The sequence below is a fragment of the Sulfurihydrogenibium subterraneum DSM 15120 genome, from assembly GCF_000619805.1.
Classification (GTDB): domain Bacteria; phylum Aquificota; class Aquificia; order Aquificales; family Hydrogenothermaceae; genus Sulfurihydrogenibium; species Sulfurihydrogenibium subterraneum.
The window spans coordinates 321165-334943 of sequence record NZ_JHUV01000008.1; the positions used below are offsets into that span (position 1 = coordinate 321165).

Consider the following 13779-nt stretch of genomic DNA (forward strand, 5'->3'; position numbering starts at 1 on the left):
TATAATATTTCAAAGATAGTGAGTAAATTATCAGATGGAGGAAAAAGTTGGAACTTCAAACCCATGTAATTATGGCGGTTATTGTTGTAATAGCAGTACCGATACTTTTTTCAATTTTAGCTAAAAAACCTTCTTTAATTCCAACACCAATTCAAAACATATTTGAAATCTATATTCAGTTTATAGATAATTTAATAAAAGAAAATATGGGAGAAAAAGGTAGAAAGTACTTTACGCTTATAGCTGCAATTGGTTTGTTTGTATTTTTCGGAAACCTTCTTGGTATGATTCCTGGCTTTGAATCTCCGACTGCTAACTTAAATACAACTATGGCTTTGGCTTTAATGGTGTTTTTCATATACAACTTTGAAGGTATAAGAGAACAAGGTTTAAACTACTTCAAACACTTTTTAGGTCCTGTTCCTGCTATGGCTCCTGTATTTGTTATAATAGAGCTGTTAAGCCATTTAAGCAGACCTGTTACCCTTGCTTTGCGTCTTTTTGCAAACATGACAGGTGGAGAGCTTGTTAGCGTTGTTTTAATAATGCTTGTTCCATTCTTAGTTCCAATGCCTGTAATGTTAATACACCTTATTGCTGTATTTTTACAAACTTACGTTTTCGTTGTTTTAACAACTGTTTATATAGCTGGAGCTATTACTCACGTTGAACATTAATGGAGGGACTATGGTAGAAATTAAAAAGATATTGGTTAATATACAGTTTGATGGTGCGTCTCTAAAAGCTTTAGAATTGGCAAAAGATTTAGCTAAGAAGTATAATAGTCAGCTTGTAGTATTCCACGAAATAGTTGACGTTTATATGATGAAAAAAGTAGCTACGAGTTTCGGAATGCCAGTTCCTCCAGATACAGACGAAAAAAGTAAAAAAAGTGCTTTAGAAAAAATAGAAGATTTATTAGCAGATTTTAATGGAGATAAAAAGGTCATAGTTGATATATCAGGAAGAGTGAAAGATGCTTTACCTAAGTTTGTAAGCGAAGAAAAGCCAGATTTACTCATCATAACAGATGATTACGAATACATAAATAAAAAAGTCAACGTAAATACATTAATTGTAAAATAAATCACTTATAGGAGGTTGTATAAATAATGGTTAAGTTTTCAAGAGTGTTAATGCTGATGGTACTTGCAGGAACAGTCTCAGCAGCTTTTGCAGCTGAAGGAGACCCAATGGCAAGAGCTGTATTCTACGGTGCGTTGGCTATCGGTGCAGGTGTAGCTATCGGTGCAGCTGCTGGTGGAGGTGCTGCAGGTTTAGGTAATGCGATAAGAGGTGTTCTAGAAGGAATGGCAAGAAACCCAAACATGGGTCCAAAGCTCTTAACAACTATGTTTATTGGTATGGCATTAATTGAAACATTCGTTCTTTACGCATTATTAATTGCTATTATCTTCATCTTTACAGGAATATTTGACTCTAAAGCAGGGTTCTAATATAATATCTTATTCATCTAACAAGGCAGCTTATAGCTGCCTTATTTTATTTTAAGGAGGTTGTCAATATGGCAAATATGAAAGCAAAATCTCATCTTTCTAACAAAAAAAGAAAGAGAGTATCTGGATTTTTAGCAAGAATGAGAACTAAATCTGGAAGAAAAATAATAGCAAGAAGAAGGGCAAAAGGAAGAAAGCGTTTAGCTGCTTGATGGAAACGTTAAAAAAAAAGATATCCAAGATGTGTTTAAAGCTGGAAGTAAAATCAGCAATCAATACTTTTATGTAGTGTTTAAAAAAAATCAAATCGGTTATTCAAGGTTTGCTTTTGTTGCATCTAAAAAAGTTTTTAAGAAATCTACTCAAAGAAATAGGGTAAAAAGACTTTTAAGGGAAGCTGTAAGGCTTCTCTTACCTAAACTAAATCTTTTAAGTTGTGATATTATATTCGTTGGAAAAGTTGAAATACTTAATTTAAAATCTTATCAACTAAAAGAGAATTTGAAAGGTATTTTAGAAAAACTGGAAAAAGAATGTTTAGCAAACTCTTAATAAATTTAATAAAACTTTATCAAAAGTATATATCTCCGTTAAAAAAGCCATCGTGTAGATTTTACCCTTCTTGTTCTAACTACGCTATCCTTGCGATAGAAAAGTATGGTTTTTTTAAAGGTAGTTTAAAGGCTATATGGAGAGTTTTACGGTGTAATCCTTTTTCAAAAGGTGGAGTTGATTATCCTTAAAGTGAGGTGAGAAAATGCAGCAGGAAGATATGCAAAAACGAATGTTAATATTCTTTGCAGTTATATCATTTTTATTTATAAGTTTTTCTTTAGTAAGTCAATATCTTTTTCCAGAAAAGAAAAAAGAAAACGTACAGTCAGTACAAAAACAAGAAGCTACCAATCAAAATACTCCAATACATACATCGGGTAATTTTGATTTAATCCTAACTAATGAAAGGTTTAATTTAGGCAATTCCAAAAATATTAAGGTAAATACAAAGTTTGGTTATGTTGAATTTACTCCATTTGGAGGAAGGATAACTTCTGTTTACGTTGAGAAGTATAATCACGATATGATTAGTGATTTTTCAAAGAAAAATAAAGTATTTATAGGAGAGCTGATAACCTCTAATCCAGATTTAACAAAAATACTAAACTTTTCAGAGTATACAGTATCACAAAGCGATAAAACAATTACATTTAAATTAGAAAAAGAAAATGTAAGTATAGAAAAGATTTATACTATTACAGATGATGGTGTTATAAATTTATCTGTAAAAACTAAAGGTATAGAGAACACTGCTGTAGCATTACTATCAGGAATCTCTTTAAATTCTGAGGGTTCTTTTGGACACGAAGGTGCAATCATAAAAACTGATAAAGAATTAATTAAAGTAGATAAGGATTTACAACAATCTAAAGTTATAAGAGACAACATCTTGTGGGCAGGGGAAGAAAATAAATACTTTTTACAAATATTTGCTTCTAAAAATGGAACTAATACAGTTAATATAATTCCTGTAGCTAAAGATACTACAGCTGTATTAGTTAACATAAGCCCAGATTTTGAAGGTTTTATTTACAGCGGTGCTAAACTTTACTCAACCTTAGGACAGATAACGGATTACTACAAGAACCTTTGGAAAGTAGATTTAGACTTAAGAAGCAGTATAGATTTTGGATTTTTTGGAATACTTGGAAAACCTTTATTTTTACTTCTACACTTTTTCTACACTTACATCCCTAACTGGGGCGTGGCTATAATCATTCTTACTATTTTAATAAGGATACTATTCTTCCCACTGAACCACAAATCTCTAAAAGCTATGAAAAAGATGGCGGATTTAGCTCCAGAAATAGAAAAATTAAAGAAAAAGTACGCAAAAGACCCTCAAAAACTCCAAGAAGAGATAATGAAACTTTATGCAGAAGCTGGAGCAAATCCAATGAGTGGTTGCTTACCTATTCTTGTTCAAATTCCTGTATTTATAGCTTTATACAATGTGCTTATGGTTACGGTAGAGCTAAAAAATGCACCATTTATTCTCTGGATAAAAGACTTATCCGATAAAGACCCTTACTACATACTACCTATTTTAATGGGTCTATCTATGGTAGCTCAACAGTGGATAACACCTTCCTCAGATAAAAATCAAAAGATGATTATGTATATAATGGCAGGTGTGTTTACGTTTATGTTTATGAACTTTCCTGCAGGACTTGTTTTATATTGGTTTACGAATAATATATTAGGATTAATACAGAGCTTCATCATTAATAAAAATATGAAGAAATGAAAAAAGATACTATCGTAGCAAACGCAACCCCACTTATCCCATCAGCTGTAGGAATAGTTCGGATAAGTGGGGAAAACGCTCTAAAAATAGGAAATCAAATTTTTACACTACCCAAAGAAATACAAGAAAGAAAAGCTTACTTTGGAAAAATAATAGACTTAGATGGATCTGTTTTAGATGAAGGATTATTTATATACTTTAAAGCTCCTAAAAGTTTTACAGGGGAAGATGTTGTAGAAATTTATCCCCACGGAAGCGTTCCTGTTATTAAAAAAATTATAGAAAATGTTATAGCTTTGGGAGGAAGGTTAGCCAATCCCGGAGAGTTTACTTACCGTGCCTTTTTGAATGGTAAAATAGACTTAACCCAAGCAGAAGCAATAGCAGACCTTATATCTGCAAAAACAGAAAAAGCATCAAAAGCAGCTGTAAAGATACTTGAAGGTAAACTTTCAAAACAGATTAATGCTTTAAAAGAGACTTTATTAAATTTAATATCATTAATAGAGGCAGAGATAAACTTTCCAGAAGATGTCGAAGAAATAGATTCTCAGTTGATTGTAGAAAGTTTATTAAATTTAGAAAAATCGATAGATAAATTACTTGGATCTTACAAAAAAGGTAATTTAATAAAAGAAGGAATAAAACTAGCAATAGTTGGAAGACCAAACGTTGGAAAGTCTTCACTTTTTAACGCATTAGTCGGATATGAAAGGTCAATAGTATCAGAATATCAAGGGACAACCAGAGATTTTATAGAAGAAACCTTAAAGATAAAAGATATTCCTGTAATTTTACTTGATACAGCTGGTATAAGAGAAACGGCAGAGTATATAGAAAAATTAGGAATAGAAAGGTCCAAACAAAAAATAGAAGAGGCAGATATTATTCTTTTTGTTATAGATGGGTCTGAGGGTTTTACAGATGAAGATAAAAAAATATACGATGAAATTAAAAATAAAACTCATATCGTTGTAATAAACAAAGCAGATTTGATAACAAAACCACTTGATATTTTTGAAAAATCTGATATTATAATATATACTAGCACTATCACACTTCAAGGAATAAAAGATTTAGAAGAAAAAATCGTAGAAATTCTAGGAATTACAGAAACTGAAGACGAAATTTTTATTAATCTCAGACATTATACACTTTTAAAACAAGCAATAGAAAAAATAGAAAAAATATTGGTAAATATACAATTCTTAATAGAAAACAAAGAAATACTTATGTTAGATTTACAAGAAGTACTTAACTATTTAGAAGAGATAGTAGGACAGATAACTACAGAAGATGTTTTAGGTAATATTTTCAGTAAATTCTGCATAGGTAAATAAAACTAACCCAAGGAGGCATCATGGATTTAGCTACATTAACACCAGAAAAATTAAAGGAAATGACTTTAGCAGAACTTAGGAAAATCGGAGAAGAATTAGAATTAGAAAGAGTAACAGGACTAAAAAAAGAAGAACTTATACAAAAAATTTTAGAGAAGAAGGAAGAAAAAGAAGGTTTAATGAAAATAAACGGTGTTTTAGAGGTTCTTCCGGAAGGTTTTGGATTTATAAGATTTTTAGAAAATAATTACGCTCCAAGTCCTTCTGACGTTTATGTATCTCCATACCAGATAAAGAAAACAGGTTTAAAAACAGGAGACACAATAATAGGTGTAGCAAGGAATCCAAAAGAAGGGGAAAAATACAGAGCGTTAGTTAGGATAGATAAAGTCGGAGGTCTTCATCCGGATGATTTAAAGAAAAGAGTATCTTTTGATAAACTAATACCTTATCATCCTACTGAAAGATTTAACCTTGAGTATGATCCTTCTGACCTTTCAACAAGGGTCGTAAGTTTAGTTGCACCGATAGGTAAAGGTCAAAGAGGTTTAATAGTTGCACCACCGAAGGCAGGTAAAACAGTTTTAATTCAAAGACTTGCAAAAGCTATAATAAGGAATCATCCAGAAGTAGTATTAATAATACTTCTTATAGACGAAAGACCGGAAGAAGTTACAGAGATGAGAAGGATTGTTGGATCCGGAGCTGAGGTAGTTGCGTCTACTTTTGATGAACCACCAGAAAGACACATTCAAATATCTGAACTTGTAATTGAAAAAGCTAAAAGGTTAGTTGAAGAAGGTAGAGACGTTGTAATACTTCTTGATTCTATGACAAGACTTGCAAGAGCTTCTAACTCGGTTACACCACCATCTGGAAGGGTTTTATCTGGAGGTATTGAAGCAACCGCATTACAAAGACCTAAAAAGTTTTTTGGAGCAGCAAGAAACATAGAAGATGGAGGAAGTCTTACAATACTGGCAACAGCTTTAGTTGAAACAGGTTCAAGAATGGACGATGTTATATTTGAAGAGTTTAAAGGTACAGGTAATATGGAACTTTACCTTGACAGAAGACTTATGGAGAAAAGAATCTTCCCTGCTATAAATATTGCAAAATCTGGGACAAGAAAAGAAGAACTATTGGTTAAAGATTGGGAATTACAGAGACTTTGGATACTTAGAAAATTCTTATCTACTATGGACGAAGTAGAAGCTATGGAATTTTTACTCAGCAAACTATCTAAGTTTAAAACTAATGAAGAGTTTTTAAAATCTATGAACGCATAAATTTTGGTATAATATTAATTTCAAATTTTTTAGAATAGGAGGATTTAAATTGAAGAAAGGAATACATCCAGAGTTAAAATTAACAAAGTTTTCTTGTGGTTGTGGGAATGAGTTTGAAATCTATACCGTTAAAGGTGGAGTGGTTCACCTTGAAGTATGTAACAACTGTCACCCATTTTACACTGGAAAATTAAGAATTAAGCCTAAATTTTTAGAATTACAAGGACAAGTAGCAGAAAAGTAATTAATGAAAAAGAAGATATTAGACCAGATAAAAAATATTGAAGAAAAAGTTAAAAAGTTAGAACAGTTATTAACGGATCCTGAAGTTTTAAAGGATCCGTCCAAAATACAATCTATAGCAAAAGAACATAAAGACTTATCCGAGATACTATCTCTTTATAATCAGTATGAAAAGGTAAATTTTCAAATAGAAGAATTAAAACAACTTATAAACTCCACTACAGAAGATGACCTGAGAGAACTTGCAGAGTTAGAGTTAGAACAATTAAAACAAGAATTAATAGAATTAGAAAAGAAAATAGAACTATCTTTCTTACCAAAAGATCCTAACGATGAAAAAAACGTTATCTTAGAAATAAGACAAGGAACCGGTGGGGAAGAGGCTGCACTTTTTGCAGCTGAACTTTTTAGAATGTATCAAAGATATGCAGAAAGACACGGCTGGAAAACTGAAATACTAAGTATTCACCCTACTGATAGAGGTGGTATTAAAGAAGTTATAGCTCTAATAAAAGGTAAAGGAGCTTATTCAAGGTTAAAGTATGAAAGCGGTGTTCACAGAGTTCAAAGAGTTCCAGAGACAGAATCTTCTGGAAGAATACATACATCAACGGCAACGGTAGCGGTTTTACCTGAAGCAGAAGAAGTTGACATAGAGATAAAACCCGAAGATTTAAAAATAGAAACTATGAGAGCCGGAGGAGCTGGAGGACAGCACGTTAACACCACAGATTCAGCCGTAAGAATAACCCATTTACCAACGGGAATGGTTGTTCAATGTCAAGATGAAAGATCTCAACTTCAAAATAAACTAAAAGCGATGCAGATTTTAAGAGCAAAATTAAAAGATTACTACGACAGATTAGAAAGAGAAAAAATAGCTAAGGAAAGAAAAGAGCAGGTTGGAACTGGAGAGAGAAGTGAAAAAATAAGAACTTACAACTTCCCTCAAAACAGGGTAACAGACCATAGAGTAAACTACACATCTTATAGAATAAATGATATTCTTGATGGGGATTTAGACGAAATAATAGAAGTCCTAATAGCAAAAGAAAACGAAGAGAAGCTGGCAAAATTAGAAATATAAAATAAAATATAATTAAGCGCCCATAGCTCAATTGGATAGAGCATGTGACTACGGATCACAAGGTTGGGGGTTCGAGTCCCTCTGGGCGCGCTGGATTTTACATTAATACACCAAAAACTTTAATAAAAATTCATTTTTAAAAATTCACTGAGAAATAAAAAAAATGCTTTTTTAAAGAAGAAAAATTTGAAGAATTAACAATCCTTGTTGAATAATTGAAGAAAGACAAATTAAATATCATAAACTTTTGGTTATTAGAAAATGTCCCTCCCCTTTCTGGGGAGGGATTTATTTTATATTCCTTCTGGTCTTTTTACGTCGTAGAGAATGTCGTCAGTTGGATGTCTGTAAAGTGGCATATCTAAACGTTTTTCGTCTAAGTAGTGACCTATAAATCCTATAGACCTTCCAAGAACAAAGAAAGCGTTAAACGCACCTGCGTCTATCATTTTATCAATCTCTTCGTTAGAGTAGCCTATAGCCTTAAACAAGTCAACTAATAAAACACCGATAGTTCCGTCAACGTTTAATATAAGGTTTTCTTTTTTAGAAGTTGTTACTTTTTCAACTTCTAACGCATAATCTAAAAGTTCTATTTTAGGGAAGTTTCTTCTTGCATAATCTTTTAATAACTCTACCCTTTTATCAGGGTTTTTAGTAGATTTTACCCTGTGTCCTATTCCCGGTATAGGTATTTTTTCAACATTCTTCATATACTCTACAAACTCGTTTGGAGACATATTTTTCTCGTAAGCCATTTTAAAGTATTTTGCAGCTCCGTCAATAGCCCCTCCAAATCTTGGACCTATTGCAAGTATACCTGTTGCCAATGAAGACATAAGGTCTTTTCCTGCTCTTGCTGTTACTTTTACGTTATGAGCTCCTGCAACAGCTGGTCCGTGGTCTGCAACTACCCTAATAACCATATCTATAAAACCAGACGCCCAATTGGGGAATTTACGTTTAAACCATAGTAATCCTATGACATCTGCTATTGTTAAACCTTTCTCTATAACTTCACTTATAGGAACTCCACAGTAGGTAGCTTCTTCTCCTCTATCATCAGATATTGTACATATAAAGTTTGTAGGTTTTCTTACTTTTCCTTCTCTTATAGCTTTTGAAAGGTCTTCCGGTATAGGTGGAACTTCTGACTCTACGATAGGCTGGATTTTTCCTTCTCCCCTTAACATTTCATAGATTCCTTTTATTACGTGAGGAAGCTCGTTAAAGTTATTCGGAACGTGGATTCCAGCTTCTTTCATTGCTTTATTTTTAGCATCGGCTGTTTCCCTGTCAGCTCCTGCTTTAGCTCCAGCGTGTCCAAACTGAACTTCTCCTCCAAAGAATTTAGATATTGTTCCAATACACCAACCTATTACAGGCTTTGTAATAAGTCCGTTTTTAACTGCTTCTACTACTTTGTACTCAGCTTCTCCACCAACTTCTCCAAGAAGTATCATAAACTTAATTTGAGGGTTTTTCTCAAATCTTAGCATGTGGTCTAAAAAGTCTGAACCTGGGAATCTGTCTCCACCTATTGCAATACCTTCCGATACACCGTCAGCATTTCTTGCAATTATGTTAGAAAGTTCATTAAATAAACCTCCAGACCTTGTTACTAATCCAACAGAACCCGGTCTGTGGAGTTTAGATGCTATTATGTTTTCTATTGTTCCACCTGTGTTTGCTATTCTGAAAGCTCCAGGTGCAATACCACCAACAGTAGCAGGACCAATAATCCACTTACCAAGTTGTTTAGCTTTTATTCTCATATCTCTTGCATATCTTTCTGGGATACCTTCTGCAGTTATTATGATTGTTCTTATTGTAGGAATCTCAAAAGCTTCTAGTGTAACTGGATATGCTGTTCTAAAAGATGCAAAGTTTAATAAAACATCCGCTTCAGGATGTAATTTCGCAGCTTCTGTTGTAGATTTATAGATAGGTATTATTATCTCTTTTGTTCCATAAAAAAACTTCTCAAACGACCTTTCTGAAGTTGGAGCTACTATTGCTACTATACTTGGGCTTCTTCCAACTACGTAGTCATAGTCTAACATTCTTTGAATAGCGTTTGTGTTAAGGTTCCAAAAAATAGCTTTTGTGTTTCTGTCAAATAGTAAGTAATCTGGTTTGCTCATATTCTAATCCTCCTTAATTTATGCTGCTTTTTCTTCTTCTAAAGCTTTTCTTACTATATCTGTCATATGAAGTTCAGGACCATAAACCTCTATTGGTAATCCAAGTTCTTCAGCTGCCTGTTTTATTCTTTTTAAACCCAATTCGTAGTTAGGTCCGCCTCTTCTTACGTATATTCTTACTCCTACTTGTCTCATTTTTTCAGCATATTCTTTAAATGCATCTATTATTCCATCAAAAGTTTTAGCAACATCTGTAAAGTTAGCTATTGCTCCACCTATTAAAAGTATTTTAGGTTTTCCAGATGGGTGTTTATTTCTTGTCATAAGGTCTAAAACTGTTTTTACATACTCTCTTGTTTCAGTTCTTGTTGGGTTTCCTGAATATTCACCGTAGTTTGCAAGCTCATTAACGTATCCCATATCTGCTACTGTGTCAGCATAAACAACCGAAGCTCCACCACCTGCAACCAAAGTCCAGATTCTTCCTTCAGGGTTAAGTATTGTTAACTTTAAAGAAGAACCAGATTTTTCATCTAACTCTTTTATGTATTTTTCTTCCGGTGTTAAATCTCTTCCAAATCCAGATGGGAACTCAAAGTCTCCCCATTTTTTACCAGCTACAAATCCTGCAGTATCGTCAACTTTACCGACAAAGTCTAACAAGTAAGCTTTATTACCTACTAAAACCAGCGGGTTAATTTCAAAGTAAACAAAATGCAAGTCTCTAAACATTTTATAAGCTCTTATTACAAAATCTGCATATTTTTCTTTATCTTTTATCTCTTTTGGAACATTTTGTTTTATAAGTTTTTCTATCTCTTCATCCGACGCTGTAGGAGGTATTTTTACTTCTGAAACTTTATCCCAGTTTTCCTCAACGTCTATTCCACCAAAAGCGGACATGTAAACGGTATCGTAATCATCACCCATAGAGAATGCTACGTAGTACTCTTCTTCTGGTTTATGAGGAACAAAAGGTTCTATTAAAAAGTGAGTTAAATGTCCTTTTACGCCGTTAATCTCAACTTCTTCCTGCATCTTTTGTTTTATCCACTTAACCGCATCTTCGTAAGTAACGTCTCCCGGTTTGTTAACTTTAAATAAAACTAAACCTAATTTCCCTCTTTTTCCAAAAAGCATATCTGGTTTTGCAACTAAAGGAGTAGTTTTTAACCAAGGATGTTCCTCAGGGAGCTTGTCAAAATCTGTTTCAGGAGTCACTAACACAGATTTAAAATCATACTCAAAGGCATCGCCAAAGTAATCTTTCCAATTTTGATAGATAATTCTCTTTCCATCATACTCTCTTATTCCTCTTTGAGCCATACTACCCTTCCCTTCTTGCAAACCTAAAAAGTTTGCAGGCCGGAATATTTTTATTCCGCCAATAATTCCGGCAGGCGGTATTGTATAAAAATATTATAACAAATAAAAAAAATAAAATCAAACACTGTTTTATTTTAAATTTAAAAAAACGAAAAGCCCCATAAGGGGGCTTTGTTGATTATATTGAATCTATAATTCTGTTAAATGTTTGACTTGGTCTCATAGCTTTTTCTGCTTTAGCATCATCTGGGTGATAGTATCCACCTATATCTTGAGGTTTTCCTTCAGAATCAGCTATTTCTTTCAATATTTTTTCTTCATTAGCCTTTAATTCCGCAGCTACTTTTTCAAACTTAGATGCAAGTTCTTTGTCTTCTGTTTGTGCAGCAAGCTCTTCAGCCCAGTAAAGAGCAAGGTAGAAATGTGAACCTCTATTATCTAACTGACCTACTTTTCTACCGGGAGTTTTGTTATTTTCGAGATACTTTTGAATTGCTTTATCTAATGTTTCAGCAAGAACAAGTATCCTTGGATTGTCTTTTCCGTGTAAAGTTTTTAGTTGCTTATAAGCAAGTTTTAAAGATTCAACAAATGCAAGAAATTCTCCAAGGCTATCCCATCTTAAGTGTCCTTCCTTTAGAAACTGCTCTACGTGTTTAGGAGCTGATCCACCTGCTCCTGTTTCAAATACACCACCGCCATTTATTAATGGAACAATAGATAGAGATCTTGCAGATGTACCAACTTCAATTATAGGGAATAAGTCTGTTAAGTAGTCTCTTAAAACGTTTCCAGTAACTGAAATTGTGTTTAATCCAGCTCTAAATCTTTTTAAAGTAAATTTCATTGCATCAGCAGGTGCTTTAATATACCATTCAACATCAGAAAGGTCATATTTAGGTAATTCTTCTTTTACTTTTTCTATAAGTTCTCTATCGTGAGCTCTGTATTTGTCAAGCCAGAATACTATTGGTTCTCCACTTTCTTTTGCTCTGTTTACAGCTAACTTTATCCAATCTCTTATAGCAATATCTTTTGCAATACAACTTCTGTATATATCTCCTGCTTCTAACTCGTGCTCAATTAATACATTTCCTTCCTCGTCAACGATTCTAATTTTTCCATCTTCCGGAGGGAAGAATGTTTTATCGTGTGAACCGTACTCTTCTGCTCCCATAGCCATTAAACCAACGTTTGCAACACTACCAACTGTAGCAGGGTTAAACTGACCATTTGTTTTTATATCCTCAACTATTTCTTTATACATAGTTGCATAGTTTCTATCTGGAACAGTTATTACACAGTCATCTTCTTCACCACTTGGACCCCATCCTTGTAAACCATTTTTGATAATAGCTGGTATAGATGCATCTACAATTACATCGTTAGGTCTGTGAAGGTTTGTTATTCCTTTATCAGAGTCAACCATATACATTCTTGGTCTTTTTTTATATATTTCTTGAATCTCTATCTTGATAGCTTCTTGTTTATCTTCTGGTAATTTTGATAGTTTTGCTTCTAAGTCAGATAAACCGTTATTTGGATTAAATCCAATTTCTTCAAGTTCTTTTCCAAACTTTTCAAATAACTCTTTAAAGTAAACTCTTATAGCATCTCCGAACATCACTGGGTCAGAAACTTTCATCATAGTTGCTTTTAAGTGTAGTGAGAACAAAATATCATCTTCTTTTGTAACTTGAAGAACTTTTTCATAGAAGTCTCTGAGTTTTTTTCTACTCATATAAGTTCCATCAACAACATCACCTATTCCAACTTTTACACCTTCTTTTAAAACCTTTACTTCTCCGTTTTTATTCACAAACTCATATCTTATGGTTGTATCTTTTTTAATAGTTACAGACTTTTCATTTTCATAGAAATCTCCGCTAACCATATGAGCAACATGAGATTTAGAATCAGGATTTACAGCTTTCATTTTATGAGGATACTTTTTAGCAAACTCTTTAACGGATTTAGAAAGTCTTCTATCAGAGTTTCCTTGTCTTAAAACCGGGTTAACAACAGAACCGACAGCTTTCATATATCTTTCTCTTATAACTTTTTCTTCTTCGTTTTTTGGCTCTTCAGGAAAATCAGGTAAGTTGTAGCCTTGAGATTGCAACTCTTTTATTGTTGCGATAAGCTGAGGTATAGAAGCTGAGATGTTTGGTAATTTCATTATATTTGCTTCAGGTTTCCATACAAGTTCTCCTAAGTAAGAAAGTTCATCAGGTACTCTTTGATCTTCTTTTAAATATTCAGGGAATAGTGCTAATACTCTACCAGCTAATGAAATATCTCTTAACTCAATCTCAATGTCAGCCCCTTTTGTAAATGCTCTCATAATAGGGAGCAATGAATAAGTTGCTAAAGCCGGAGCTTCATCGATTTTTGTCCAAACTATTGTTGCTTTTGACATACTTAAACCTCCTGCAAAAAATTTGAATAAAAATATAACACTGTTTGATTTTAAAAGTCAAGTACATAATAACTTCTAACAAAAAATTATTTTTTCTCAAATACTTATGAAATAAAACAACTTTTTGAAGTTATTGCAAACTTAATATTTCTATCCGTTCAAAATTGGATAA

14 protein-coding genes and 1 tRNA gene are annotated in these 13779 nt (G+C 33.0%); 12 read left to right on the plus strand and 3 right to left on the minus strand.

Translation table 11 applies throughout. The features are described 5' to 3' along the window. Positions 1 to 47 precede the first annotated feature (47 nt). From atpB to Q385_RS0102470, 12 genes are all read left to right on the plus strand, one after another. Positions 48 to 677 carry a F0F1 ATP synthase subunit A gene (atpB, locus tag Q385_RS0102415; protein ID WP_028950137.1) on the plus strand — a complete coding sequence of 210 codons (630 nt, stop codon included), beginning with the start codon at positions 48 to 50 and terminating at the stop codon, positions 675 to 677. 10 nt (positions 678 to 687) lie between these two features. Continuing rightward, positions 688 to 1086: a universal stress protein gene (locus tag Q385_RS0102420; RefSeq protein ID WP_028950138.1), complete on the plus strand. Its 399-nt coding sequence runs from the start codon at positions 688 to 690 to the stop codon at positions 1084 to 1086. A 26-nt stretch (positions 1087 to 1112) separates the two neighbouring features. Beyond that, positions 1113 to 1457: an ATP synthase F0 subunit C gene (gene atpE / locus Q385_RS0102425; protein WP_012674451.1), complete on the plus strand. Its 345-nt coding sequence runs from the start codon at positions 1113 to 1115 to the stop codon at positions 1455 to 1457. Positions 1458 to 1525: 68 nt separating this feature from the next. Next, the gene (rpmH, locus tag Q385_RS0102430) at positions 1526 to 1669 is read left to right on the plus strand and encodes a 50S ribosomal protein L34 (RefSeq protein ID WP_012673723.1); all 144 of its coding nucleotides are present in this window, start codon (positions 1526 to 1528) and stop codon (positions 1667 to 1669) included. After that, entirely contained in the window at positions 1662 to 2009 is a 348-nt protein-coding gene (gene rnpA / locus Q385_RS0102435) for a ribonuclease P protein component (RefSeq protein ID WP_028950140.1), read from the plus strand. Before rpmH ends, rnpA begins: the two co-directional genes overlap by 8 nt. Next, positions 1991 to 2200: a membrane protein insertion efficiency factor YidD gene (gene yidD / locus Q385_RS0102440; RefSeq protein WP_028950141.1), complete on the plus strand. Its 210-nt coding sequence runs from the start codon at positions 1991 to 1993 to the stop codon at positions 2198 to 2200. The genes rnpA and yidD overlap by 19 nt, the downstream gene beginning before the upstream one ends. 14 nt (positions 2201 to 2214) lie before the next feature. Beyond that, on the plus strand, positions 2215 to 3759 hold the full coding sequence (gene yidC / locus Q385_RS0102445; protein WP_028950142.1) for a membrane protein insertase YidC: 1545 nt from the start codon (positions 2215 to 2217) through the stop codon (positions 3757 to 3759). Then, positions 3756 to 5099, plus strand: coding sequence for a tRNA uridine-5-carboxymethylaminomethyl(34) synthesis GTPase MnmE (mnmE, locus tag Q385_RS0102450; RefSeq protein WP_028950143.1), 1344 nt, complete (start codon positions 3756 to 3758; stop codon positions 5097 to 5099). Before yidC ends, mnmE begins: the two co-directional genes overlap by 4 nt. 20 nt (positions 5100 to 5119) lie before the next feature. Continuing rightward, positions 5120 to 6388, plus strand: coding sequence for a transcription termination factor Rho (rho, locus tag Q385_RS0102455; RefSeq protein WP_037919430.1), 1269 nt, complete (start codon positions 5120 to 5122; stop codon positions 6386 to 6388). Between the two features lie 49 nt (positions 6389 to 6437). Then, complete coding sequence (gene rpmE / locus Q385_RS0102460) at positions 6438 to 6632, plus strand: 50S ribosomal protein L31 (protein ID WP_012673679.1); 195 nt, start codon at positions 6438 to 6440, stop codon at positions 6630 to 6632. Between the two features lie 3 nt (positions 6633 to 6635). Continuing rightward, on the plus strand, positions 6636 to 7718 hold the full coding sequence (prfA, locus tag Q385_RS0102465) for a peptide chain release factor 1 (protein ID WP_028950145.1): 1083 nt from the start codon (positions 6636 to 6638) through the stop codon (positions 7716 to 7718). Between the two features lie 16 nt (positions 7719 to 7734). Then, positions 7735 to 7808, plus strand: a tRNA-Arg gene (locus tag Q385_RS0102470). Positions 7809 to 8011: 203 nt separating this feature from the next. On the opposite strand, the gene Q385_RS0102475 is transcribed toward Q385_RS0102470, so the two are convergent. The 3 genes from Q385_RS0102475 to Q385_RS0102485 all read right to left on the minus strand — a co-directional run bounded on the left by Q385_RS0102475 (position 8012) and on the right by Q385_RS0102485 (position 13607). Further along, positions 8012 to 9862 carry a citrate/2-methylcitrate synthase gene (locus Q385_RS0102475; RefSeq protein ID WP_028950146.1) on the minus strand — a complete coding sequence of 617 codons (1851 nt, stop codon included), beginning with the start codon at positions 9860 to 9862 and terminating at the stop codon, positions 8012 to 8014. Positions 9863 to 9880: 18 nt separating this feature from the next. Further along, on the minus strand, positions 9881 to 11188 hold the full coding sequence (locus Q385_RS0102480) for an ATP citrate lyase citrate-binding domain-containing protein (protein WP_028950147.1): 1308 nt from the start codon (positions 11186 to 11188) through the stop codon (positions 9881 to 9883). A 178-nt stretch (positions 11189 to 11366) separates the two neighbouring features. Then, a complete protein-coding gene (locus Q385_RS0102485) occupies positions 11367 to 13607 on the minus strand; it encodes an NADP-dependent isocitrate dehydrogenase (protein ID WP_028950148.1) in 2241 nt (746 codons plus the stop codon). Positions 13608 to 13779 lie beyond the last annotated feature (172 nt).

Coding starts and splice junctions, on each gene's coding strand:
- Q385_RS0102420 (WP_028950138.1), top strand. CDS start 688: ATGGTAGAAATTAAAAAGATATTGGTTAATATACAGTTTGATGGTGCG.
- atpE (WP_012674451.1), top strand. CDS start 1,113: ATGGTTAAGTTTTCAAGAGTGTTAATGCTGATGGTACTTGCAGGAACA.
- rpmH (WP_012673723.1), top strand. CDS start 1,526: ATGGCAAATATGAAAGCAAAATCTCATCTTTCTAACAAAAAAAGAAAG.
- yidD (WP_028950141.1), top strand. CDS start 1,991: ATGTTTAGCAAACTCTTAATAAATTTAATAAAACTTTATCAAAAGTAT.
- yidC (WP_028950142.1), top strand. CDS start 2,215: ATGCAGCAGGAAGATATGCAAAAACGAATGTTAATATTCTTTGCAGTT.
- mnmE (WP_028950143.1), top strand. CDS start 3,756: ATGAAAAAAGATACTATCGTAGCAAACGCAACCCCACTTATCCCATCA.
- rho (WP_037919430.1), top strand. CDS start 5,120: ATGGATTTAGCTACATTAACACCAGAAAAATTAAAGGAAATGACTTTA.
- prfA (WP_028950145.1), top strand. CDS start 6,636: ATGAAAAAGAAGATATTAGACCAGATAAAAAATATTGAAGAAAAAGTT.
- Q385_RS0102475 (WP_028950146.1), bottom strand. CDS start 9,862: ATGAGCAAACCAGATTACTTACTATTTGACAGAAACACAAAAGCTATT.
- Q385_RS0102480 (WP_028950147.1), bottom strand. CDS start 11,188: ATGGCTCAAAGAGGAATAAGAGAGTATGATGGAAAGAGAATTATCTAT.
- Q385_RS0102485 (WP_028950148.1), bottom strand. CDS start 13,607: ATGTCAAAAGCAACAATAGTTTGGACAAAAATCGATGAAGCTCCGGCT.